Origin of the sequence: Streptomyces sp. NPDC048514 (assembly GCF_043199955.1) — a bacterium.
Lineage (GTDB): Bacteria > Actinomycetota > Actinomycetes > Streptomycetales > Streptomycetaceae > Streptomyces.
This window is the reverse complement of record NZ_JBICWT010000003.1, coordinates 90768-114291: the sequence shown is the minus strand read 5'-3', so window position 1 is coordinate 114291 and position 23524 is coordinate 90768. Positions and strand designations below refer to the sequence as shown.

16 protein-coding genes and 4 pseudogenes are annotated in these 23524 nt (G+C 69.1%); 11 read left to right on the top strand and 9 right to left on the bottom strand.

Annotation, left to right across the window (positions count from 1 at the left end; genetic code table 11):
* Nucleotides 1–33: 33 nt before the first annotated feature.
* A complete protein-coding gene (locus ACGFT2_RS06460; RefSeq protein ID WP_393274101.1) occupies nt 34–1323 on the top strand; it encodes an MFS transporter in 1290 nt (429 codons plus the stop codon).
* Between the two features lie 22 nt (nt 1324–1345).
* Here ACGFT2_RS06460 and ACGFT2_RS06455 read toward each other — a convergent pair.
* Nucleotides 1346–1695: pseudogene (locus ACGFT2_RS06455) on the bottom strand (transposase); the annotation flags it as partial.
* 343 nt (nt 1696–2038) lie between these two features.
* On the opposite strand from ACGFT2_RS06455, the gene ACGFT2_RS06450 reads away from it, so the two are divergent.
* The 4 genes from ACGFT2_RS06450 to fxsT all read left to right on the top strand — a co-directional run bounded on the left by ACGFT2_RS06450 (nt 2039) and on the right by fxsT (nt 7885).
* Nucleotides 2039–2419, top strand: coding sequence for a hypothetical protein (locus tag ACGFT2_RS06450; RefSeq protein WP_393274099.1), 381 nt, complete (start codon nt 2039–2041; stop codon nt 2417–2419).
* 1142 nt (nt 2420–3561) lie between these two features.
* Complete coding sequence (locus ACGFT2_RS06445; RefSeq protein WP_393274096.1) at nt 3562–4251, top strand: hypothetical protein; 690 nt, start codon at nt 3562–3564, stop codon at nt 4249–4251.
* Between the two features lie 572 nt (nt 4252–4823).
* Complete coding sequence (locus tag ACGFT2_RS06440) at nt 4824–5291, top strand: hypothetical protein (protein WP_393274094.1); 468 nt, start codon at nt 4824–4826, stop codon at nt 5289–5291.
* Nucleotides 5292–5437: 146 nt separating this feature from the next.
* Nucleotides 5438–7885 (top strand): FxSxx-COOH system tetratricopeptide repeat protein, encoded by a 2448-nt coding sequence (gene fxsT / locus ACGFT2_RS06435; protein WP_393274092.1) that lies wholly within the window; start codon nt 5438–5440, stop codon nt 7883–7885.
* A 350-nt stretch (nt 7886–8235) separates the two neighbouring features.
* Here fxsT and ACGFT2_RS06430 read toward each other — a convergent pair whose 3' ends face one another.
* Nucleotides 8236–9222 (bottom strand): Ig-like domain-containing protein, encoded by a 987-nt coding sequence (locus ACGFT2_RS06430; protein ID WP_393274090.1) that lies wholly within the window; start codon nt 9220–9222, stop codon nt 8236–8238.
* A gap of 1083 nt (nt 9223–10305) precedes the next feature.
* On the opposite strand from ACGFT2_RS06430, the gene ACGFT2_RS06425 reads away from it, so the two are divergent.
* Complete coding sequence (locus ACGFT2_RS06425; protein WP_393274087.1) at nt 10306–12873, top strand: CehA/McbA family metallohydrolase; 2568 nt, start codon at nt 10306–10308, stop codon at nt 12871–12873.
* Between the two features lie 365 nt (nt 12874–13238).
* On the opposite strand, the gene ACGFT2_RS06420 is transcribed toward ACGFT2_RS06425, so the two are convergent.
* Entirely contained in the window at nt 13239–13781 is a 543-nt protein-coding gene (locus tag ACGFT2_RS06420) for a GNAT family N-acetyltransferase (RefSeq protein ID WP_393274085.1), read from the bottom strand.
* A gap of 146 nt (nt 13782–13927) precedes the next feature.
* Nucleotides 13928–14485: a DUF3291 domain-containing protein gene (locus ACGFT2_RS06415; protein WP_393274083.1), complete on the bottom strand. Its 558-nt coding sequence runs from the start codon at nt 14483–14485 to the stop codon at nt 13928–13930.
* A gap of 842 nt (nt 14486–15327) precedes the next feature.
* On the opposite strand from ACGFT2_RS06415, the gene ACGFT2_RS06410 reads away from it, so the two are divergent.
* Both ACGFT2_RS06410 and eno read left to right on the top strand, forming a co-directional pair.
* The gene (locus ACGFT2_RS06410; RefSeq protein WP_393274081.1) at nt 15328–15825 is read left to right on the top strand and encodes a hypothetical protein; all 498 of its coding nucleotides are present in this window, start codon (nt 15328–15330) and stop codon (nt 15823–15825) included.
* 37 nt (nt 15826–15862) lie between these two features.
* Nucleotides 15863–17068, top strand: a pseudogene (gene eno, locus ACGFT2_RS06405) (phosphopyruvate hydratase); the annotation flags it as partial.
* Nucleotides 17069–17270: 202 nt separating this feature from the next.
* Here the strand turns inward: eno and ACGFT2_RS06400 are convergent.
* Nucleotides 17271–17726: a GNAT family N-acetyltransferase gene (locus ACGFT2_RS06400; protein ID WP_393274078.1), complete on the bottom strand. Its 456-nt coding sequence runs from the start codon at nt 17724–17726 to the stop codon at nt 17271–17273.
* A 394-nt stretch (nt 17727–18120) separates the two neighbouring features.
* Complete coding sequence (locus ACGFT2_RS06395; protein WP_393274075.1) at nt 18121–18507, bottom strand: hypothetical protein; 387 nt, start codon at nt 18505–18507, stop codon at nt 18121–18123.
* A gap of 490 nt (nt 18508–18997) precedes the next feature.
* Between ACGFT2_RS06395 and ACGFT2_RS06390 the strand changes: the two genes are divergently transcribed.
* Complete coding sequence (locus ACGFT2_RS06390; protein ID WP_393274073.1) at nt 18998–19240, top strand: DUF5302 domain-containing protein; 243 nt, start codon at nt 18998–19000, stop codon at nt 19238–19240.
* 707 nt (nt 19241–19947) lie between these two features.
* The gene (locus ACGFT2_RS06385) at nt 19948–20475 is read left to right on the top strand and encodes a 2'-5' RNA ligase family protein (protein WP_393274070.1); all 528 of its coding nucleotides are present in this window, start codon (nt 19948–19950) and stop codon (nt 20473–20475) included.
* Between the two features lie 651 nt (nt 20476–21126).
* Here ACGFT2_RS06385 and ACGFT2_RS06380 read toward each other — a convergent pair.
* Both ACGFT2_RS06380 and ACGFT2_RS06375 read right to left on the bottom strand, forming a co-directional pair.
* Nucleotides 21127–21396 (bottom strand): hypothetical protein, encoded by a 270-nt coding sequence (locus tag ACGFT2_RS06380; protein ID WP_393274067.1) that lies wholly within the window; start codon nt 21394–21396, stop codon nt 21127–21129.
* A 16-nt stretch (nt 21397–21412) separates the two neighbouring features.
* Entirely contained in the window at nt 21413–21991 is a 579-nt protein-coding gene (locus ACGFT2_RS06375; RefSeq protein WP_393274066.1) for a GNAT family N-acetyltransferase, read from the bottom strand.
* Nucleotides 21992–22858: 867 nt separating this feature from the next.
* On the opposite strand from ACGFT2_RS06375, the pseudogene ACGFT2_RS06370 reads away from it, so the two are divergent.
* Nucleotides 22859–23190, top strand: a pseudogene (locus ACGFT2_RS06370) (diadenosine tetraphosphate hydrolase); the annotation flags it as partial.
* Between the two features lie 120 nt (nt 23191–23310).
* On the opposite strand, the pseudogene ACGFT2_RS06365 reads toward ACGFT2_RS06370, so the two are convergent.
* Nucleotides 23311–23439, bottom strand: a pseudogene (locus tag ACGFT2_RS06365) (recombinase family protein); the annotation flags it as partial.
* Nucleotides 23440–23524: the final 85 nt, after the last annotated feature.

The window sequence follows — 23524 nt, the reverse complement described above, 5'->3', positions numbered from 1 at the left end:
TCATCGTCATCGTCGGATCGATCGGGGGGCCCAATGTCGGCCAGTGATGAGGCTGCCGAAGAGACTGTGGAAGCTGGCGGCGTCCTGGTCTCAGAGGTGTGCGAGGAGAAGCAGGGCCAGGACCGGCTGCCTCGGGCCTACACGCTGTGGCTCGTCGGCATCCTGGTGTTGCTCGTGGGCAACACGGTCTTCTACTTCGCCCTCGGCTGGGCGGCCAGCGAGTACGGCGGGAGCTTCGCCGCGCTGGCCCTGAGCGCGATCACACTGCCCCGCGTTCTCCTCCTCCTCGTCGGAGGAGCGGTCAGCGACCGCATCAGCGCACGCCGCGTGCTGATCACCGGCGACGCGACGATGCTGATCTTCTCGCTCGTTCTCGTGACCCTCGCCTACTACCTGGGGACTCCGCCCTTGTTGCTCATCGCAACGGGCGTTGTCGTCGGTGTCGTCGACGCGTTCTATCTGCCAGCCTCGGGGTCCATGCCCCGCCGACTGGTGGCCAAGGCCCAGTTGCCTCGTGCGTTGTCCCTCAGGCAGGTCGGCGGCCAGGTGATCGACATGGGAGGCAGTCCGCTGGCCGGCGTGCTGGTCGGCCTGGCCGGGTTCGGGGGCGCCGCTTTCGTCAACGCAGTCACCTTCGCCCTCACTCTGGTTGTCCTGATTACCGTCCGGCCCCAGCACGACGTGCCTCCGGCTCCGAAGACGGACGGTCTCCTCAAGGAAGCCTTGAGCGGCGTGAAGGTGGCCTTCTCCCATCCGGCGCTGCGCCCAGGACTGTGGCTCACGGGGGCAGCGGCCGGTTTCCTGCTGCCCGTGCTGTCGCTGCTACTACCCTTGCTCGCACGCGAGGAGGAGTGGAGCGCGGGAGCTGCCGGGCTGGTGCTCGGAGCGCAGGGCGTGGGCATGGTGGCGGTCACCCTGGTGGTGGTGAAGCGCGGCCCGCTGGGGCGGCCTGGTCTGATGGCGGCGAACGCGCTGATCTTGGCGGGTGTGGGCGTGCTCGCACTCGGTCTCTCTCCCAGTGCGACCGTAGCCGTCGCCGCCGGCCTGGTCATCGGAATCGGTAACGGGACCTTCTCCGCGCACATCGCGCCGCTGCTTCTCGCGTCATCGCCTGACTCCCACTTGTCGCGGATCCAGGCGGTGCTGGTACTCGTGCAGAGCTTGGCCCTGTTGCTGATGAACAACGTGCTTGGTGTCCTCGTCGACCTTCAGGGCGCCACCGTCATCGTTGTCGCCTGTGCCGTCATGCTCGTCGGTGTGGGGCTCACAGGTCTGACCTCGGGCCCGCTCCGAAACGACCGAACAGGACTGAGGTGCCGCTGACATCAACCGCCGCTCGGAAGTGCTATCGCAGCGATTTCAGGCGCCGCCAACAGATCAGAGCGCAGCCGAGGATGAGGAACGCCTCGTGAATGTCATCGCGTATCTCCCAGCGGATCCGAAGTCGGCGGAGCCAGTGCAGGTGGGCGAACGCGCGCTCGACCATCCACCGTTGGGCCCCAGACCGGAACCGTGCGCGGTGCCGCGGCGGGCGATCAGCGGCTTCACGCCGAGATCCCAGACGAGACGGCGGTACTTGTCGTGGTCGTAGCCACGGTCGCCGAACACGATGTCCGGACGGCGTCGAGGTCGGCCGCGCTTGCCGCGCACGGGAGGGACGGCCTGGAGCAGTGGAATGAGCTGGGTGACGTCGTTGCTTGACCTTGGGCAACAGCAGCTCGACCATCGCCCACAACTCGTCATCGACTTCCCACGGCTTCGGCCGAGCCACCCTACACCCCCAGATCAACAGTCCCGGAGTGATCCAACCACTTCGAAGATCATTTCGTTAGGAGTTCTTAGTGGAGCAAGGCGTGCCCGTCCAGCCGGCACCGGCCTTCGGGCGAGGAGTGCGACGAGTACCTCTTCGCCTCCACCTGGCAGGGTGCGTCCACCTGGGGCGGGAAGTTCAACTGGCGCATGATCCCAGTTCAGGATCAGCGATGAGCACGGCCCCGCCGGCCCCGACCTGCTCCGCCGGCACAACGGCCTGATCGAGGTGGAAGACGGCATCGCCACCATCCTCACCGGTGTCCACACCGGCGAGGTCGACGTCACCGTCACCTTCCACACCGACGCCCCCCAGCCCGGGGGCGCCGAGTGGGAGGAGACCGTCGAAGTGTCGATGCACTCGGCTTCGGGCGAGCTGATGGTGCGCGGCCTGATGGCCGACCTCGACGAGGAACTGCCCGAGCTGTCCTTCAGCGGGCCGGGCGACTACCGGCTGCGCGTCCACGCGCGCGGCCGCGACACCGCCGTCGACCTCGCCCCGGACGATGTCACCGAGTGGTACCTCATCCAGGTATGGCCCGCACCACCCCAGGAGGCTGCGGTGCTCCGCCAGATCGACGACTACGGCGCCTCGGTCCGGGCGGAGTGACCGCCGCCGGATCCACGGGGCGGCGGCAGTGCCGTCGCCACGCCGCGGCCACCGTCAGCGATGTCGGGTCGGCCGGCGCCCCGCGTCAGTGGATCGATCCGTGGCCAGATCCGCACCGACCGCGCACTCGCCGCAACCCGCCTACTGATCACCAAGCAGAACTAACCCACACAAAGCTCGCGTCGGCGCTGCCCGGCCCGATGTGGTGATGGCTGTCGAATGGGCTGCCTGCTGCCTGCTGCCTGCTGCCTGCTGCCTGTGTGCTGGGCTGGCCCAGTAGTCCCGCGAGTGGCGCACTGCTGCCGGCGTGATGAAGGAGTCGGGGCGGGGCATGGCCTGCCGGGCTGGGTGTGGTCGTCGCAGGGTGCTGGTGTGCGGACGAATCGAGTAGCGACTACTCGCCGCTTTGATTTAAATCACCGCATACTTTCATCTGACGCAGATGCCTCGTCCGGAACCTGGGCCACGCGTCGCGCGAAGCCGAGTTTGCCTTTGCTGTAGGCCGGTGCCCCACCCTGGCCCGGCGTTCCCCAACTCTTCGCGGACTGGTGCTCTTCCGCCAGTTGCTGATTTCGAAGGCGTGACCCCTCTTGGGTCTGTGGCCTGGGCTCCTTGTCGGCCGGTAGAAGGAAGTGAAAAGTGAAACGTGCCCTGTCCCGAGCTGTCTCGGCTGTCATGGTCGCCGCAGCTACGGTCACGGTGGTAGTAGGTTCGTCCGTGACTGCGGAAGCGGCCACTACGCGACCGTGCAATGGCGGGTTCCAATCGATCGGCGGTTACGCCAATGTCGCGTGGCCCTATCCTATCGATATCTCTGTTTCGGGGCCGAACCAGCACGGATGGTGGCAGTGGTATTCCCTCACGGCCCCTCCGTTCTCGAACTCGGGCGAGTTCGACAAGAGCGTGCGCGTGTGGCTTCCCCCGTCCGGCCTGCCGGGAATCTTCCCGAATGTGCGCTGTCTCACCGGATCCACTTACACGTTCTCCTGATGCGTCTTCAGCTCGCAGGCGCTCATGAATAGCCGTACAGAACGCGATGCTGGCTGCCGTCGGCGTGTCGAAAGGCGCGGACCGGACGTTGTTGGAAGCGTCGCAGCAGCTGGTGCAAGTACCCCTGCAGAGAACCGACTGGAAGTATGCGAATGCGCACTGCTCAAGTAAAAGCCCTCTTGGGATCCCTGGTGCTCGGTGGTGCGGCGATCGTCGCTTCGGCGCCAACGGCGTCGGCGGCTGAGAGCCCGAAGATGGTGTACCTCATCATCGACAGCGTCACGTTCCCCAGGCTCCACGAAGACGACTCGGCCGGCTGTTACATTCCACCGGACAACAATCCGCCGGACTGCAGCACCAGGTCTGACTTGTACGGACAGTTCCAGATAACTCGTGGGAACTTCGCGGGTGCTATGGAGGTTTCCTCGCTGGGGATGCTGGGCCGCGATGACGATCCCACTGGAATGTTCAACACGCCTGTGGCGTCCATTAAGCAAGGGCAGTCCTACGATCTCAAGCACTGGTGTGCTGGCGCTTACGAAGAAGGCACTCACTACTGCGAGACCGACGACCGGCATGCCGTCAGCAGTGGTCACGTTTTCAACCCTGCCGAAAAAGAGAAAATGTGGGTGACGGTCGACTTGAACGACGCGGACCCCGACTTCTGGGGTACCGGTCTGTGGAACGACAACATCTGCTACGGCCAGGCGTCGTTCACGATGGACTCTGCCACTCTGGCCGCAGCAGGTACTGGGGACGGAATCCATAGGACATTCGCAAGTGGCTTCAACGGCGAGGGGCAGTGCACTGTCAAGTACCGGATAAGCACCTGGCCCGGCTGACAGGCGCTCGCGTCTAGGCCGACCCGCGGGGCGACCGTCGAACGCGAGGACCAGCAGCCGGTGCAGCGGCGGGCGCTGCTTGTTCGGGTTTCCGACCCGAGGCCAGGCACCAGGTCCCCCGTGGTGCTCCTGGAGCCGCATCTTGGAGCACTTCGGGCGAAGGTGCCGTGCGGGCGTCAAGAGCGTGCTCCTGGCGCTGAGGAGGGGACGCCCGGGGCGGGAGTGCGTCGGGAGTGCCTGCCGAGTAAGAGCCGTGCGGAGGCTCAACTGCGGCTGGATCTCGCGCCGGGGGGGGGGGGGGGGGGGGGGGGGGGGGGGGGGGGGGGGGGGGGGGGGGGGGGGGGGCGGGGGGGGGGGGGGGGGTGGGGGGTGTGGTGGGCGCCCCCCCCCCCGCGCGCCGGGCCGCCCCCCCCGCCCCCCCCCCCCCCCCCCCCCCCCCCCCCCCCCCCCCCCCCCCCCCACGGCTGCTCTCTTGACGAAACGAGGGACAACGGTGGCGCATGTCTGCTGGAATGACCGGTGCAGGTGCGTTCCCCGGTTCCGGACTGATCTCTCAGGGGGGAAGGGCGAGGATGCTGTCGGAGGCAATGACCGCGCTGGCCGCGGCGGGAGGCACCGCGGTGGTGCAGGCCGCAGGCACGGACACATGGACAGGGATACGCCAGCAGGTGGCCCGTTGGTTCGGCCGGGGAAATCCGCAGCGCGAGCAGGCCGAGCTGGAGCGCCTCGATCAGACTGCAACCGTGCTGGAGGCGGCTGGGCCCACCGAGGAGGAGCGGGTACGTATCCGTCAGGAGGCGACGTGGCAGGTCCGGATCGAGGCCCTGCTGGAGAGTCTGGAGGACATCGAGCGGGCCCGGGTCGCGGATGAGCTGCGCACCCTGCTGGCCCAACAGCCCTCCCACCGCAGCGTGTCGGCCGACCGGGGCGGTCTGGCCGTGGGCGGAGACGTGCGGGCCGACCACGGGTCCGCCGCCGCTGTGACCATGGGGAACGTGACACTGGGAAACCCTCCCCAGCCGGGTCCGCACCAGGACTGAGCGCACCCGGTACCGCCTCGGCCACGCCGACTCACCACATCAGCGGCATCTTCGCCGACCACGGCAGCATCGCCGTCGGTTACGCCGGGCAGGTCCACCACAACGCCCCGCCCCGCACACCGGCCACCTGGCCACACCAGGTCGGTGTGCTCCCGCCCCGCGCCTTGTCCTTCCAGCACCGGGCCGGGGTCGACCAGTTGCGGACGGCGGTCGGCAGCGGGGGTACCGCGGTGCTCAGCCAGGTACTGACCGGGACCGGCGGGGTGGGCAAGACACAGCTGGCTGCCGACTACGCCCGCACCGCCTGGGACAGCGGCGAGGTCGACGTACTGGTGTGGATCAGCGCGAGCAGCCGCTCAGCGATCACGGCCGGTTACGCGCAGGCCGCCATAGAGGTTCTTGCGGCCGAGCCCGGCGACCCGGAGCGGGCCGCGCGGGCGTTCCTGGCCTGGCTGGAACCCAAAGCCGACCAGAAGCCGTGCCGGTGGCTGGTCGTACTGGACGACGTGGCGGACCCTGCCGATATGCGCGGCTGGTGGCCGCCTCCCAGCCGCCACGGCCGTGCCCTGGTCACCACGCGCCGCCGCGAGGCCGCCCTGACCGGAGCAGGCCGGCGTCTGGTGACCGTGGGCCTGTTCACCTCCCAGGAGGCCGCCGCTTACCTCACCGCCGTACTCGCCGCGCACGACCGCCAAGAGCCAACCGACCAGCTCAACAGCCTCGCCGCCGACCTGGGATACCTGCCCCTCGCCTTGGCCCAGGCCGCCGCATACATCATCGACACGGATCTGACCTGTGCCTCCTATCGGGAGATGCTGACGGACCGGATCAGGGAACTGGCCGACCTGCTGCCTGAGTCGGGCGCGCTGCCGGACGATCAGACCACCACGGTGGCCGCCACCTGGTCCCTGTCCATCGAACGCGCCAACCAGATCCGCCCGGCAGGCCTGGCCCGCCCCATGCTCCAGCTGGCCGCCTTCCTCGCGCCCAACGGCATCCCCACCGCGGTCCTCACCAGTCAGCCCACCCTCGCGCACCTTACCGAGCACCGCACCCCCGGCGGCGGCAACCAGCAGCCGGCTCCGGCCTCGGCCGAGGACGCCGTGTTCGCGCTGCGCGCCCTGCACAAGCTCAGCCTCATCGACCACACTCCAGACACCCCCGATCAGGCCGTTCGCGTCCACCAGCTCATCCAGCGTGCCACCCGGGACGATCTGACCTCTCAGGCTTTTGACGAAACCGCCCGTGCCGCCGCCGACGCCGTCACCGAGGCATGGCCAGAGACAGCCGACGCCAAACCTCTCGGGCAGATCCTGCGTGCCAACGCCGATGCGCTGATCAATTGCGCTCAGGATGCGCTCTGCTCCGCTGACGAAGCCCATCCGGTGGTTCTTCACACCGGCAACAGCCTGGGGCAGGCTGGCCAGATCAATGCGGCCATCACCCACTTCCAGAACTTGACCCATGCCGTCCTGGGACCCGGCCACCCCGACAGCCTGGCCGCCCGTAAGAACCTTGCCCACTGGCTGGGTAAGGGCGGGGATGAAACCGGCGCCGTAGCCGTCATCGAGCAACTCTTGCCCGACATCGTGCGAGTGTGGGGGCCCGACGACCCCAACACCCTCTCCGCCCGAATCGACCTCGCCGGCTGGCGGGGCAACGCGGGAGACCCGGCTGGCGCCGTGGCCCTCATCGAGCAACTCCTGCCCGACCTCGTGCGGGTGCTGGGGGCCGACCATCCCCATACCCTCGCTGCCCGCGCCAACCTCGCCAAGAACCGAGGCATGGCAGGGGATACGGCCGGCGCCGCAGACGCCGCCGCCGAACTTCTCGCCGACCGGATCCGAGTGCAGGGACCGGATCACCGGGGCACGCTCGCCACCCGGCGCGAGCTGGCCCGCTTGTCGGGGAATGCGGAGGACCCTGCCGCTGCTGCGGAGGCCTGCGAACGGCTCGAGCAGCTGCTGGTTGACTGCGTGAGGGTGTTAGGGACGGACCACCCCGACACCCTCACCACCCGGCAGCTCCTTGCCGACTTGCGAGGTGAGGCGGGGGACGCGGCTGGTGCCGTGACCGCCTACAAGGAACTCGTGCCCGATCTCGTTCGAGTGGTGGGGCCGAACCACCCCGACACCCTCGCCGCCCGTAGCGACCTCGCCGCGAAACGTGGAGAGGCGGGGGACGCGGCTGGTGCCGTGACCGCCTACAAGGAGCTCGTGCCCGATGTGATTCGAGCCTTGGGAGCGGACCACCAGGGCACGCTGACCACCCGCGTCGGCCTGGCCTATTGGCGTGGTGAGGCGGGTGATGCGGCTGGTGCCGTGACCGCCTACGAAGAGCTCTTGCCCGACATGGTGCGGGTGCTGGGGGCCGATCACCCCACCACTCTCATCACCCGCGGGAACCTCGCCTACTGGCGAGGCAACGCGGGGGACGCAGACCGCGCCGCGGCAGACTTCGTCCAACTCGTCGCCGACATGGTACGGGTGTTGGGGCGGCACCATCCCCGCACCCGCGCGGCCCGCAACAACCTCGCCCACTGGCGACGTGAAGCGAAGAGTGAGGTGCCTAGCGTCTTTCGAAAAAGGATCTGACCGCTCAATTCATGAGGTGCGGCTGTTGATCCATCGACTGATTCCCGTCGCTCGCCTGCCACGTCCACCTTGACGGAGTCGTAGACGAAGCCGTCCAGCTCCACAACGTCCGGCCAACCGTGGTCGCTGCCGTGCAGGTAGGACACCCGCGCGCCCCGCAGGTCCACGGCGCGGGACGGCGGCCGGGCGAGGGTGAAACCGAAGTCGACGCCTGCGGGCCGTGCCGTGCAGGTACCGAGCGTGACCGCGGCCGAGCCGCCCGAGCGTCCCGCCAACGCCGGTGGGCCCGCGCGGCTCGCGGTGACCTGGGTGTCGCTCCCGGCCGGCGCGGCCGCGGCCGCGCCGGTGCGTCACAGCGTCGTGGCCGTCCCCTCCCCGGACGCGCCGCCCGCGAGCCACTGGTCCCAACCCAGGTTGAATGCGGCGTAACCGTTGTCCGCCGGGGCCTTGGCGCGGGGCGAGCCGGTGATGGTGACGGGATCGCCCTGTTTGACCTGACCGTAGAACCACTTGGCGTCCGACAGGGACAGGTGGACGCAGCCGTGCGAACCGCGGGCGCTGCCGCTCCCCGGATTGGGGTCGCCGGTCGAGTAGTGCACGTATGTGCCGGACTGGGTGAGGTGGACGTCCCAGGGCAGCGTCAGGTCGTAATAGTTGGCGCTGCCCTTGTCGCAGCTGATGCCGACGCTGCAGGAGGTCATGTGGACCTTCTCCTGCTTGTCGATGACGGCCATCGTGCCGTTCCACGTCGGATACTGGGCGCTGCCCGCGTTGATCGACAGGGTGCGCACCGCCTTGCCGTTGCGCGTCACCTTCATGGTGTGGCCGGTCACCGAGACGTCCGCGCGCACGTCGTCGCCGATCGTGAAGGTGTGGGTGTACTTGCGCACGCCGTAGCGTCCGTTGCCGTTGGTGACGCCCTTCATGTCGGCGTCGATCTTCACCTTGGTGCCGGAGGGCCAGTACGACTTCGGCCGCCAGTCGGCGCGCTTGTCGCCGAACCAGTGCCAGGCGCCGACCACCGGCTGCGAGGCGCTCACCTTCATGTGCTTTTCCACCGTGGCCCGTGCCGAAGCCGCAACCGGGTTGGTGAAGACCACCGAGATCGGCATGGCCACGCCGACCGTGGTTCCCGACTGGGGGGTGATCGTCTCCAGAAGCATCGGCGGGCCCGCGGGCTTCGTCGGTGACGGCGAGGCGCTCGTGGCCGGTTTGCCCGGTGCCTTCGCGTCGTCCCCGCCGGCCTGGTCACTTCCGCCTCCGCCGCAGGCACTCGCGCCCACCAGCAGCGCACCCGTGACGAGGGCGATCCGTATGCTGCCCTTGCGCCGCCCCACGACCTACCCCGCTCTCTCGTTCCACGGCCCCGGAGGGCCCGACTCCATGTCAGACGGGCGGGCCGGGGTCGTAGTTGCATGCCTCACGTAAAGGGTGCCCCAAATCTCGCCGGGCATGGCCAGGGAGGGCGCCCCTGCTCGATCGCCGTCCCGCTCCGATACCGCGTTTTTGGCGCATTACGCTGACAGAGCCTGCTGACAGAGCCTTCGGAAGGGCACGGACGAGGCCGGCGTCGAGGCTCCGAACCCTTGAGCTCGCAGCCGGTTCGGGGCGACGATCGCGTCCGCACGGCCTTTCTCGGCGGCCAGGTCGTACATGGCGATTGCGTCCTGGATCCGAGGGGCGATCTACGTGACGATCAGGTTCGTCCCTTCTGCGCCCTGGCCGCAGGTCGGTGGAGTGCCGGGCGGCGACGTCGGGGATGAGCCGCTCACTTTCCAGCTAGGCGCAACTGCCCTACTGTTCGTTCGAACAAACGAGAACCGCCACGCGGTCCGCGCCGCGCTGCCCGCATGCCGTGGTCTTCGGGAACGCCCCTGCGAACAGAGCCTTCGAGAACGCCCCTGCGAACAGACCGGAGTCGCCGTGCGCTCGATGCGTCAACGCTTCAACTCCACCGTGGTTTTCGGCGCCGCTCTCCAGACCGGCTTCGAGACCTGCAGCGGCTCGCCGCACATCGGGATCGGCTTCCCGGGCGTAGGGGCCCCTCGCCGCTGACGTGGGCCTCGGGCGGGAGGTGGTCGCGATGTCTCCCTGTACGTGCTGGACGAGACCGGTCCGGCGGCAGTGTGCGTCGCTCCGTGGGCCCGCCCGGAGAGGCGGCCGGCGCCGGGGACCCGTTGCGGCGCCTGGAGTTGCACGTCCCACCAGGCGTGTGTCCCCTCGAAGGCCAGAGAGTGCGCGCTTGCCCGGGTCGGCCGCCGCCTGCCGCCGAGGAGGATCAGCCTCCGTCAAGACCCTGGCGGGCATCGGCCCACCGCCCCCTGCTCGAGATCGAAGAACGACGTGCCGTTCGTCCCCGTGAGCCCGTCGGGCGCACCTTGCCGCCACCGCATCGGGCCTGACCCTCAGTGAGGAAACGCATGCGCGATCTGGACCGGGAAAGACTTCACACTCCGCTCTCCGGCAAGGCCGCGGGCGGTGCGGGAACCAGCCGGCGCAGTCTGCTGCGCTGGAGCGCGCTGCTGGCCGCCGGAGGCGCAGCCGCTCTCGTTCCCATCGATATCGCCACTGCGGCGACGACGGGTACACCCGGCCGGAAAGTGACGACGAACTACTCGGGGCGCGTGCCGTTCGGCTACGCCCAGTGGTATTCGGTCGATTTCGACGTCCCGGCCGGCGTGCAGCGTATCTCGGTCCGCTACTCCTTCGACCCGTCGACGAGCCCCGGAATCCCCGGCACATGGGGGAACCTGATGGACATCGGAATCTTCGGGCCGACCGGATTCCGAGGCTACTCGGGCAGCTTCCGGCGTGAGTTCACCCTGTCGGCCGCCGACGCCACCCCCGGCTACATACCCGGGCCGATCCAGCAGGGCAAGTGGTCGGTGGCCACCCCGTCGAGCGCCGGTGACCCGGGGGGCATGGGGTGGCAGGTCGAGATCACCCTCGAGTACGGCGATCCCCTGCCCCCCATGGTCCCCTACGACCTGCTGCCCCCGAAGATCCCGAACACAGGCCCGGGATGGTACCGGGGCGACCTGCACATGCACAGCGTGCACTCCGACTCGCAGCGCACGGTGGACGAATACATCAGCGAGGCGATCGCCAACAAGCTGGACTTCATTTCCATCAGCGACCACAACACCAGCTCGACCGGGGTGTCCTGGCGCGGAAACATCCCCCAGCGACTGCTGGTGATCAACGGGGAGGAGGTGACCACGCCGCACGGTCACTGGCTGGCCTTGGGGATACCCCAGGGGGAGTGGATCGACTTCTGGTACAAGCCGTCCGAGGGGAAGTTCGAGACACAGGTTCAACGGGTGCGTCGCTCGGGCGGCTTGGTGGTCGCCGCCCACCCGATGACCCCGGCGCTGGGCTCGGGCTGGGAGTTCGGCCTGGGGCTCGACAAGGTCGACGCCATGGAGGTCTGGAACGGGGCCAGCGGACAGGGCACGAACCCCTGGACCGGCGACGACGAGCTCAACGTCATCGCCTGGCAGGCCATGCTGATGGCGGGCAACCGGATGCCCGCCCTGGGCAACAGCGATTCGCACTCCCACGGCGACGGAATCGTGGGGCGGCCGCAGAACGTGGTGCGAGCCGACACCCTTTCGGCCGCGGCACTTTTCGACGCGATGCGCCGGGGCAGGTCCTACATCACGGAATCGTCCCAGGTGACGGTCGACTTCACCGCCAGCGCCAACGGTCACACCGTCGGCCCCGGCGAGACACTCTCCCTCGGCTTCTTCGACGCCGTGGACGTGGCGGCCGACATCTCCGGCGCCCCGAACACGGTCGCCACTCTGATCACCGAGTGGGGCATCATGACATCCGTCAAGATCGATGCCGGCGGCCAGGCGCAACTACGCTGGCGGGGCTGGGGCAAGGCATCGATGTTCGCCCGCCTCGAGGTCCGCCGGATGGAGCCAGCCTGGACGGTGCTGACCCAGATGGTCGCGTTCACCAACCCGATCTGGTTCCACGGCTCCACCGCCGGGAACGATGCGGCCACCTCCGGCATCCGTCCCCGGGGGCAGGCCGCCCCCGAGGTGCCCTTCGGTACCGGCGGCGGTGGTGGCGAGCGGCCGCTGCCGGGCACGACCGACTACAGCGCGGCCTTCGCCGCGGCCGACGTGTCCATCGTCCTCCCGCATGCCGACGGCAAGACCGCCCTGGCCGTCGGCGACGACCAAGCCCTGTACGTCACGCGTATGACGTGGAACGGCCTGTGGGACAGCTGGCGCCGGGTCCCCGGGCCGGCCGGTGCGACGGACTTCAAGTTCCAGGCGGCCGATATCGCCGGGATGCCCGACGGCTCCACCCGATACCTCGCGATCGGCGTGGACGGCACGCTCTACCACCAGAGTCGCGGTAAGGGCGTGACCGGCCGGTTCAGCGGCTTCCGACCTGTGCCCGGGACGAACGGGGCGCCCACGTGGCACGCCACCAAGGTCGCCGCCGAGGGCATGCCCGACGGCACACTGCAGGTCCTGACCTACGGCCTCGACGGAAACCTCCACCTCGGCACCCGCCGCACCGACGGCTCCTGGGCCGGCTGGACCCGCCTCGCCGGCCACGACGGAGCCGCCGCCTTCGCCGGACCGGCCCTGGCGATGACCAGCATGAGCGACGGCTCGCTGCAGATCGCCGCCATCGGCCTGGACGGTCTCGTCTACCACCAGGTACGCGACGCCGACGGCCGATTCAGCGGCTTCACCCGAGTCCGCGGTGCCGACGGCCCCGGCACGGCTGCCAGCTCCGTGGACATCGCCGCCGACACCCTGCACGGCCGTGGCGCGGCGCGGCTCGCCACCGTCGGCCAGGACGGCAACGTGTGGTACGCCACCCGGTTCCCCGACGGCTCGTGGAGCACTTGGCAACACGCCACCACCGCCACTGAGAAGGGCTTCCCCTTCGGTCGTGTGGTCATCACCCCGGGCGACGCCGGGGGCAACAGGTTCGTGGCCCTTTCCACACCCCGGCCGTAGACCCGGGCGCTGTCGGTGCGACGGCCCTCCTGCGCCACCGACCTTCGGAAGGGCTCTCAGCAAGCCCCCTGATCCGGTGGCGCGACATCACCTGGCGGGAAGGTCGCCGAGCTGAACGAGGCGGCGCCCCGGAAGGTCACCTCGCCGAACGAGGCGCTGTGCCAGAAGGTTGCCGACCCAGCACGACGGGACCGGACTCAGGAGGCTCCGCCGAACACCGCAGTCCCGGTCGGCCGCCCCGGCAGTGCTCGCGTCTTCTTCTCGCTTCCGAACGACCGCCCCTGTGTGGGAACCTGGAGCGAGGTGAGCGGGTGATCGGTCGGTCGGTCAATCGGCCGGGGGCCAGCGGGTGATCGGTCGGTCGGTCAATCGGCCGGGCGGTCGATCCGGTAGACGAAGTGCCGGCAGTCGTCGACGGGGTTGTCGGGTTCGAGGGATGCCTCGGTGTAGCGGTGGAGTCCCGCCTTCTCCAGCATCCGCCAGGAGGCACGGTTGGCCGAGTGGACGGGGACGATGACGCTCTTCGCATCCGGGTGATCGGTCCAGGTGGCCGCGACGATCCTCTGGATGATGCGCGTACCGAGCCCTCGGCCGGTCAGCTGGGGGTCACCGATCAGGTAGTCGACGGTCATCGCCTGCTCGGGAACCTCGGCCTGGGCCGCCAGATCGTCGCTGTACTGCGGATAGTCGGCGATCCAGCACCGCTGCACCAGGGCGACCGGGTCTCCGTCGACGGCGACGAGGAAGTCCTCCGAGGGCTCCTCACCCCGGGCCGCCGGTCCGAAGTCGCGTGCGACCGCTTCGGGTGAGGTCTCGTGGTTCCACCAACGCGCGACATGGGGCTGGAGGAGCCACTCCCTCAGCTGCGGGAAGTCGGCCTCACGAAGTCTGCGCCATGTGATCGTCACGGAAAGCCTCACGGAATCGGTTGAGTGTCCGGCTTTTGTCCCAGACGACCGACCACGGCGTCACCTGGATTTCACCCCAGTGCTGTCCGATGCGGCGGTCGGCAGCCTGGGGCGTTGTGGCCTTGTCGGTGAACGTTGTCGCCTTGTCAGTGAGTCTGGTCGCTCTTCGGCCCGATTCCGCTGGCCCTGGTCGGAGTTCCGTCCGGGGCGAATGAGTGGTGGAAGGTGAAGGCGTGCGGCGCGGAGCCGTGGTCGTGGAGGTGTTCCAGCCTGGAAACGCCGTCCCGCCAGGTGGGTATCACGCCGTCGGAGACCCACCAGCCCACGTAATTGGGGTGTCCTGTCCTCTCGAACCAGTCGTAACGCCTGTTCAGCGCCTCACGGTGCAGTCCGGTGTAGATGGCGTCGAAGGCGGGGCGCAGGTCGGTCCAGAGTGAGAGGGTCGCGGCCAGGGCGGTGGTTTCCACCGTACGGCCCTTGCCGTACCAAGACGGTACGGCGAACTCTCCCCATGGACCCCAGTCCGCCTCGAAGAGCATGCCCCGGTCACCGTCTGCCGCTTCGGCATGAGCGAGGTACCCGGGGTGCCGACTGACCTTCCGGTAGACGGCCTCACCCATGTCGTAGAACTCGCGGGTGAGAGGTGCGGGATCGGCGAGAGGTGACTTCAGGACGCCGAATGTGTACAGAGCAAGCTGGGGCATACGTGCGTCTCTCCCTGGTTGGCGGTGCCTGGTGTGGACCCGGTTCGATGGCTTGCGCACGAGGGCGCTGGTTCGTGGGGCGTGACCGTCCGACTCGTCCCGTCGCAGCCGGCCCAGCCTGCAGGTACCTCTCTGCGACCGTGGCGACCACCGAAGACCAGCTGAAGGTAGCTGCCTCTGCGAGCCATGTCGAAGTTGCAATTTCCTTGCCCAAGTGGCCTCTTGCAGCGGTCATGGCGGTCCCGCCTCGTTCACACCGCTGCAGGCCGCCGAGGTCGAGGCGATGGCCTGCCGGCTGCCTGCCGGAGCTCATCACCAGCCCCGGCTTCCGGCTGCAGGCCGCCCGGGTGCCGGCCGGTACGCCCGCACCCTGCAGGGCGAACGGGTGCCTGGCCAACCTCGCCGCCCGCCACATCGGGGGTGCGCTGCTCGCCCGGCTTCAACGTCTCCCGAGCGAGGACCCTTTGTGCGGCGTTTGATTGTTCGGCGCCCTTCACCTGATGCCGTACAACGCTTCCGGGCTATACCGGTGCCCGGGGACGGGACCGGGCACAGGGCGGCGCCACACGACGACCTGGAGCACGGGGCAGTGCGTACGCCGTTCGCGCGCCGCTCCCTTCCCGCCTCAACGACACAGGAGCAGCACGCTCACGCGAGCGGTGACGGACGAGCCCGGACGGTCCCCGTCGACTTCCCATCCGCCGGCCAGCGCCGCACGCCACGCCACGCCGCACCACACCGATCACCGGACCGAGGGACGCATCCGGCCGCGCCGCTCTGCTGCGGCACGCACCCGTTTCACGCCCCGGCCTCCGCCCGTCCGACCCAGGGAGTCCACCACCATGCGTGTCAACCGCCTCCTCGTCACCATGACCGGCCTGACGGCTCTGCTGGCCGGCTTCGTCCCGGTCGCAGCGGCCGCCTCAACGACCGCCCCACCGTCCGGCGATGTCACCAGCGCCCAGACGTCCGCGCCACACCGGCTCCCGCCCGCGCCCAGGCTCCCCGCCGGCGTGAAGGCGGTCGCGCCCACCGTCGCCCCCGCGGCCGGGTACGACGAATACCCGGGGGGCGCGTTCCCCGCGCCGTGCAGCAACGGCGTCCTCTGCCCGGCCGTGTGGAACCCGGCATCGGGTAAATGGCGGCAATACCACCTCGCCGCCTGCAGCGCCTACCAGCTGTTCAACTGGCAAGGCGACGGCGGCTACTTCGACAACCAGACCGGCAACGTCACGTCGTACTTCTACGACCAGCAGGGAAGGGTGCTGCACTCATTCACCCCGGACCGGGTCAACCACTTCTACAACTGGGACCCGGTCTGGTCCATCCGAAACTGCTGAGCCGGCCACCCGGGCGGCGGGGGCTCCGTATCGAAGCCTCCTCGCGGACGGATCCCTCGGCCGTGCCGCGGTCCCCTCCGGCGCCTCCACCGGCGCGCGCGAAGCCGTGGAACTGCGTGACGGCGAGCGCGGGCGCTGGCAGGGCAAGGGCGTCGACCGTGCGGTGGCCCACGTCAACGGGGACATCGCGACGGCGGTGGTCGGGCGCGACGCCGACGATCAGGCGGGACTCGATGCCGCGCTCGTGGCGCTCGACGGCACGGCCGACAAGTCCCGGCTCGGCGCCAACGCGCTCCTGGGCGTCTCCCTCGCCGCCGCGAAGGCCGCCGCGGCGGCCCACCGCCAGCCGCTCTACCGCTACCTCGGCGGCGCCGACGCCCGCCTTCTCCCGCTGCCGATGATGAACATCGTCAACGGCGGCGCCCACGCCGACAACCCGCTGGACTTCCAGGAGGTCATGATCGCTCCGATCGGTGCGGAGAACTTCGCGGAAGCCGTCCGCATGGGCTCCGAGGTCTTCCACACGCTCCGCCGGGATCTGCTGTCCGCCGGGCACGCCACGGGCGTCGGCGACGAGGGAGGCTTCGCGCCCGCACTCCGTACCGCCGAGGAAGCGCTCGACTTCGTCATGGCGGCCGTCGAGCGCACCGGTTACCGGCCGGGCACGGACATCGGCCTGGTCATGGACCCGGCCTCGTCGGAGTTCTTCATGGACGGCACGTATGTGTACTCGGGCGAGGGGGTACGCCGTACGCCCACCGAACACGCCGACTACCTGGCCAAGCTGATCGACGCGTACCCGATCATCTCCATCGAGGACCCGATGGCGGAGGACGACCTCGACGGCTGGCGGGAGCTGACCGCCCGGGTCGGGGCCCGCTGCCAGCTCACCGGCGACGACGTGTTCTGCACCAGTGAGGATCTGCTGCGCGAGGGCATCCGCACGGGTGTCGGCAACTCGGTCCTGGTAAAGGTCAGCCAGATCGGCACCTTGACTGAAGGCCTCGCCACGGTCACCACCGCGCACCGCGCCGGCTGGACCGTCGTCATGTCCCACCGTTCCGGCGAGACGGAGGACACCACCATCGCGGACCTGGCGGTGGCGACGGGCTGCGGCCAGACCAAGACCGGCTCGCTGTCCCGGTCCGACCGTACGGCGAAGTACAACCAGCTCATCAGGATCGAAGAGGAGTTGGGTGGATCCGCACGGTACGCGGGCGGGGCGGTGCTGAACCGTACCTGACGAACTGCAACGCCTCTTCGCCCGGCCCCTCGGCAACGCCGGCCCCGCCCTGTCAGTTGCAGTGGTGCATGCTCGGCACCATCGGTTCAGGAGGGAGAGGGAAGACGCCATGGCGATCACGCACCAGCAAAGTGGGGGGCACCCCTTCCTGCGGCGACGCCATGCGGACGAGTACTCAACCGACGGCCTTGCTCGCGCGCTTTCAGAGGATCTTGGTCATGAACGCACTGTTCGGGTCGGGCTGGTAGTCCGCGAACGGTTCACAGTGGCGGAAGCCGAACTTCTCGTAGAGTTTCCTGGCTGGCATGAAGAACTCCGCCGAGCCGGTCTCCAGGCTCAGACGCGTAAAGCCCATGGCTTTGGCTTCGCGCAAGATGTGCGCCAGCAATCGGGAGGCGATCCCGCTTCTCTGTCGCGTCGGCCTCGTGCGCATTGACTTCAGTTCCGCGTGGCTCGCATCCAGTCTCTTGATCGCACCGCAGCCCACGAGGCTGCCGCCGTCCACGGCTGACCAGAACGTGATGTCGGGCTGCCGAAGACTGTCGAGGTCGAGGGCGTGCTTGCTCTCCAAGGGCGTGAGAGACCGCATTTGCTGGATGTGTTCGGCGAGGAACCCGGCGATCTCCGGGCCAGAGAGGTCGTCCACCACGATCTCCAATGCGTCATCCTCTCTCCGAACCCCTGGGCGCCCCGAGTGCCGCCTCTGCTGACGTATCCGCTCTCCGAGCGGCCTGGAACGAGACTATGACGACCTTGACTCGATCGGGCCCTGGACCGTACTGAGAAGAGCGACAAGATCACTCGCCGCCGCCGCCGCCGCCGCCGCCGCCGCCGCGGCCGCCGCCGCTGGGCCGGGCCATCGCCAGCGACTGGACCACCGCCATGCCAAAGCTGGGGTCTGAACTGATCAGCCCTGGCAGGCACGTGTGCCGCGGCAGGGGCGACGCGCCCGGAACATCATCCGCAGCCCGCCCGGCGCGAGGTCCCGGCCGTTCCGGGATCGCCCGTCGGGTGCGGTGCGGCATCCCGGTCGCTCGGTTCCACCCACTCCCTCATTGCAGTGACCGGCATCCGTCACCCCTGGCCACGGCAGTCGCGTACGCCTCGATGAAACGGCGCATGTCCGACGCCTTCACGTCGTGCTCGGTTCGCGCGGTGGCCCAGACGGAGCCGTCCGACGAGCCGGCGGGGCACCTGACCAGGCTCACGGCTCCCGTTCGCGAGTAGATGACGTGGCCTCCGTCGGCAGCCGTGTCGGTCGGCTCCACGCCGTATGCGGACAGCGCCACGTCACGGGCGGTGGTGTCGGCACCGTGCATCTCCAGGCTGCTGGAGAAGGCGATCTTCCCGTCCACCACGAACCGGCAACGCTTGACGCCGACCGCGGACGTCGGCTGAGCGGTGATCTGCTGTCCCTCGGGCAGCAGTGACTCCAGCACAGCGTTCGTCACCTTGGTGCCACACACATCGTCGGGCACCGCGTACGCACGCGTGGGCGACGACGATGAGCAGGAGGATGCCAGCCCGATCAGCAGCGCCGTTCCCAGAAGACGAACCGCGGAGCGTACCCCGTCCCGGAAGATGTCGTGCATACCGCTTCCCATGCAGAGATCGAGAGCGCCCAGCCGACATCGGCTCAGCCCGAGACCGCAGTATCCACCGCGCCCCGGCACCCCCGCACCCCGCATCCCAGCGCAGCCGCCCGAGCTCCCCGGCCGCCGTGCGCCATCAACTCCTGTTCACCAACCCCGTGGTCATCCGTCTCGCCGCAGCTCCCGCGCCCCTCCGTGACAGCTGCCGGGTGGTATGGCGGCCGGGAGCGCTGACACTGTCCAGGCTGTGGAGGAGTGCGATATCGGGGTGGTGGCCGAACCGCACGTCCACGCATGACAAGCTGTGCTCTCCACTGCCCGAGCCCAGGAGGTCACCATGGCCGCAGAGTCTCCATCACAAGAAGGTTCGGAGTCGGCTGACGTCGAGAGCCCTGCCCTCTCGCCCGACGAGGACGGCCAGTACGACCTGAAGCGCAAGTTCCGGGAGGCGCTGGCGCGAAAGCGCGGTGTGCAGGCGGACACCGCCGACCACGCTGCGAACACCGACGGGTCGAAGGTCCGCGGCGCGCACGGCCCGGCTGCCAACCAGCGGTCGTTCCGCCGGAAGAGCGGCGGCTGAGCCGAACCGGCCGCCGGACGGGAATCGGCAGGACACGGCCCGGCAGCCATGCCGATGGGTTGGGCCGGTCCTGCCGGGTACCGGGCAAAGGCTTGCTCCGACGGCGAAACCGGGGTTTCTCGTCCTCGGCTGCGGGCTCGATGGCGACGATGTCCTCGCACATCCACTGCTGCCCGTTCATGGGCCACCCGTTCACGGGTGCCCGTCGGCTGCGTAGATTGCCGGGAAGCCCTGGAGCAGACCTGGTCCGTCGCCGGAGGGGTCCGGACGCCAAGGGGGAGCGCCCCGGCCTCACCGGCCGCAAGGAGGGCGGCCGGGGCCGTTCCGTCGGCTTCAGGCGATGTCGGTGGCGGGCTCGGTCGCATAGCGGCTCATCGCGTCCGAGGCGCACCGGGCCCTGGAGCGGCGCGGCACGATCGGCAAGGTGGTGCTCCAACCGTGAGGCACTGGCCGCCCCCCCCGGACCGGGCACGGCTGCCGGAGCGTGGACCCGGCCGCACGGAGTGCTGTCCCTGGAACTTGCCCGGCATGTCACCGGCATGGGATTCGCCCCCCTCCGCCCCATACTTCGCGGCCGGACTGGACGCTCTGACTGCGCCCCTCAGCGAGCCCCCGGTCTGACGAGGCCAAGGACCCCGCGCCCGTCGGCCCGAGAACACAGCCGGCGACCGGCGTAACCGCAGGCGACTCGCCGGTAGGCTGCGGCGGTGCGCACGGTGGAGCTTCTGCTGAACGAGGCGGCAGATCAAGCAGTCCGGGAGGCCTGGCGGCGGCTCGCGGACGCGGGGCTGCCCAGTCAGGCGCGCCACCGCTCACCGACCAACAGCCCGCACCTCACTCTGGCCGCTTGCCCGGAGCTGACCGCACCGATCCGCTGGGAACTCGCCGAGGTGGCCGCCGCCCTGCCGCTGCCCGTGCGCGTCACCGGCGTGGTCCGCTTCGAGCGGCCCACCTCCGTGCTGGCCTGGGCGCTGGACCTCGACTCCGCCCTCGCCGACATGCAACGCCGGGTGTGGGAAGCGGTGGTCTCGGACAGCCCGCCCGAGACCCTCAACCCCTTGCACGAACCCGGGCGCTGGAGCCCGCACATCACCCTCGGCCGGACCCGGCGCGCCGGTGCCTTCGCCGGCCGGCGGGTACCCGAGCTGCTGCCGGCGCCACCGCTGTGGGTCCGGCTCACCACCCTGCGCAGCTACGACACCGAGACCGGCGCCCTGGAGGTGCTGGAGCCCTGACGACGGCTGCCGGGTGCCGGCTTGGCGGCGGAGGGCCCGGCAGGGGCGGTCTTGCCGGGGGACCCTGCCCTAGAAGGGTTCGGCGGCCTGCAGGAGACCCTGCGAAAGTAGGAGGATTCGACGCGGGAGCCGACAGGCCGGTTCCAGCCGGGACCTGGGCTCCGGCACCATGAACGACACGGGCGTCTCGACCAAGAGCGAGCACGAACTCCGCTTCGCGTCGGGACGTCCTGGCAGGTAGACCGCAGCACAGCGACGGCTGGCTCGCCAAGAACAGCCTCACCGCCGGCGATGTCACGACTGCGGCTTCGATGGCGCAACAACCTGAAGACCGTGGCCATGCCGACTGGCGGCGAGACGGTCAATCACTGGCAGGCGGTCGCCGCGCTGGGGACGCACAGTCCGACTCCCGACAGTACGCAGGAGGAGGCCAACCGGAAGGCGGTGTGCCCGCGGACTGCGCCGGCGGACGCGAAGCGTGCCGGACGTACCTCGTGCGACGAGTAGCCGTTAGCCTCATCCTACGAAGGCGGCACGCACCTGCCTGCGGCCAGCGGGAGATCACCTGGGTGAAGGTCAACGAGACAGGACCCAGGGCGGGGCCGTCATCGTGTGGCGGGGCAACATGCACGTCATGGACCACGACCCCGGCTACGTGATCGTCTGAGTGCGACCACACCAACCGCCCGACAGATGTGCCGCCTCCAGGCGTGTCCGGAAGGCGGGGCATCCGCTCAGCTGAAAGAGGGCTCCGTGCTGATCCGCGAAGTGACGTTCAACGTCGATCTTGGCGAACACGGCTATCTCATGGGCTTCGACGACGACTACGCCGACTGGCTCGACCTCGAACAACCCGCCCCACCACGCGTACCGCCGTCTTCCGGCATCATCGATCACGAAGTGCGAGCGGTTGGCCTCCATGCCGTCAGGCGTGGGGTCACTGCTGCGGGCGGAGGTCCAGCATGTGGAAAACCTTGTCGTAGCGGCGTGCCCCGACGGCGACGAAGGCGGGCAGACGGCCGTATTCGCTGAAGCCCAGCGACCGGTAGAGGTGCAGGGCATTGGTGTTGTCGCCACGGGCGTCCAGGGTGAGGACCTCGATTCCCGCCCGCCTGGCGTCAGCGATCAAAGCGACGGTGAGGGCCCGGCCGATGCCGCGACCGTGGGCAGCGGCATCCACCGCGATCTTCTCCAGATCGGCGTGTGCACGATGGGTGGGTCGCGTGTAGCGCATCCAGTAGCCCAGCCCGACCAGCCGACGGTCGATGTAAGCGGCACGCAGCGCTGCATCACCGTCCTGCACCGCGGGGACGACCTGGTCGAGGAGGAGCTCCGCCACCTCGTCGGGCGAGGGAGGTTCGACCCAGCCGAGTGCGGCACCTCCACGGACCAGGTCCGCCAGGATCCGATGGGCCGATTCCGCAAACCGGGCCCAAAGGCCCGGATCGGCCGCCAGCTCCATCAAGTCAAGGATGAGGGGCTCACCGGCCCCGCCGCTGGTCCTGGCCGTATGCATGAACAAAGCCTAACCAGGTCGTGCCCGGTAGAGACCCTCGACCCCAGCCAGTGCGGCCGAGCCAGGTCACCGACTCACAGTCGACCGTACGTCGCCGCTTCGCCGTCTGGTCTCCCGCTGGAGTCGGGGACGCCTGCATCAGATGGTGCTGCAGCAACTCCTGGACGAGCGGAACTTGGCCGGCCTGTCTCGTCCAGTCCTCGACTCCGCGCATGTGCGGGCCAAAGAAGGAGGCGATCCTCTCGTCGGGAACCGGGCGAACGTCCCCTGATGCGGCACTAGTTCAGCAGTATGCCTGCGCTCCACATGCGCTGGTGCTCCTCCTGGGTGAACGTCGGCCTTGTCAGCCGCGGACGCAGCGGGCCGGCGATCGCTGCGAGCAAAACTGTTGCGGTTGTACGAGAGTCGGCTGACGTAACGATGTAGGAGCCGATGATCGAGGCTCGGCTTTCCGCCTTCGGTGCTGGGGTGGAGAACGTCCTGTCCCACGGCGAGGGACCACGCGACGTTCACGGTCCGGGCGATGGTGCGCTGAGCCCGTCCGGCCAGTCCGTCTCCAATGCCGGCAGAGGACAGCAGCCGTTGCAGTGCGAGGGCGCTCTGGGCTGCCACTGACATTCCGTGACCGTAGCTGGGGTTGAACGCGGCCACCGAATCCCCCAGGGCGGTCAGTCCGTCCGGCCAGGCTCTGAGACGTTCGTAGTAGTAGCGTCGGTTGGTCGTGCTGTGCGTGACGGTGACGTCCGTGACCGGTTCGGCCTGGGCCAGCAGATCAGCAACGATCGGGTGGCGCAGACTGCGCGCATAGCTAACGACCATCGCTGCGTCCGCAGTGGCCCCGGTGGCGCCTGTGGCTAGGTTGGGGCCATGACTGGTGACTGGAGGATGGATCGGATCGGGGCTGCCCTGCGAGGTGAGAACCCGACTGTGCTGCGGCGGCTTGAGTCGGGGTTCGCGGTGATCGGCGACGCTCAGTTCATGCCGGGTTACTCGGTTCTCCTCGTGGACGAACCAGGTGTTCAGCGGCTGTCCGATTTGCCGAAGGGGAGGAGGCTGTCGTTTCTGTCCGACATGGACCGGCTCGGGGAGGCCGTTGAGCGCGTCTGTCGACGCGTGGACCCCGGCTTCCGCCGGGTCAACCTGGAGATCCTGGGAACGCCGACCCGTTCTTGCATGCTCACGTCTGGCCCCGGTTCGAGTAGAGCCGTTGGGCGAGCGCGGCCTGGACCGCGGTGAGCTTCGGGTCGACGGCCGCCGACCCGGCCGCGGGCCCGCGCGGAGTCGAGACCGTCGTCGGCGTTGGCCACGATCAGTTCGCGCTTAAGTTCGGCGAGCACGGACAGCATCGCGAACATGGCCCGGCCCTCCATCGTGGAGGTGGTGTCGATGCCCTGCCCGATGACGTGCAGCCCGACACCGTGCTCGCGCAGGTCAGCGCCGAGAGTCACCGGGTGCAGCACGGAGCGGGAGAGCCGGTCGAGCCGTGTGACCGTCAGTGATGCAACACGAATTACAGAGTGCTACTTGTCACTT

Excerpts from the sequence above, each read along its gene's own strand:
- ACGFT2_RS06375 (WP_393274066.1), bottom strand. The coding sequence starts at position 21,991 with ATGCATACGGCCAGGACCAGCGGCGGGGCCGGTGAGCCCCTCATCCTT.
- ACGFT2_RS06415 (WP_393274083.1), bottom strand. The coding sequence starts at position 14,485 with ATGCCCCAGCTTGCTCTGTACACATTCGGCGTCCTGAAGTCACCTCTC.
- ACGFT2_RS06410 (WP_393274081.1), top strand. The coding sequence starts at position 15,328 with ATGCGTGTCAACCGCCTCCTCGTCACCATGACCGGCCTGACGGCTCTG.
- ACGFT2_RS06425 (WP_393274087.1), top strand. The coding sequence starts at position 10,306 with ATGCGCGATCTGGACCGGGAAAGACTTCACACTCCGCTCTCCGGCAAG.
- ACGFT2_RS06380 (WP_393274067.1), bottom strand. The coding sequence starts at position 21,396 with ATGGAGGCCAACCGCTCGCACTTCGTGATCGATGATGCCGGAAGACGG.
- ACGFT2_RS06440 (WP_393274094.1), top strand. The coding sequence starts at position 4,824 with ATGCTGTCGGAGGCAATGACCGCGCTGGCCGCGGCGGGAGGCACCGCG.
- ACGFT2_RS06460 (WP_393274101.1), top strand. The coding sequence starts at position 34 with ATGTCGGCCAGTGATGAGGCTGCCGAAGAGACTGTGGAAGCTGGCGGC.
- ACGFT2_RS06390 (WP_393274073.1), top strand. The coding sequence starts at position 18,998 with ATGGCCGCAGAGTCTCCATCACAAGAAGGTTCGGAGTCGGCTGACGTC.
- ACGFT2_RS06445 (WP_393274096.1), top strand. The coding sequence starts at position 3,562 with ATGCGCACTGCTCAAGTAAAAGCCCTCTTGGGATCCCTGGTGCTCGGT.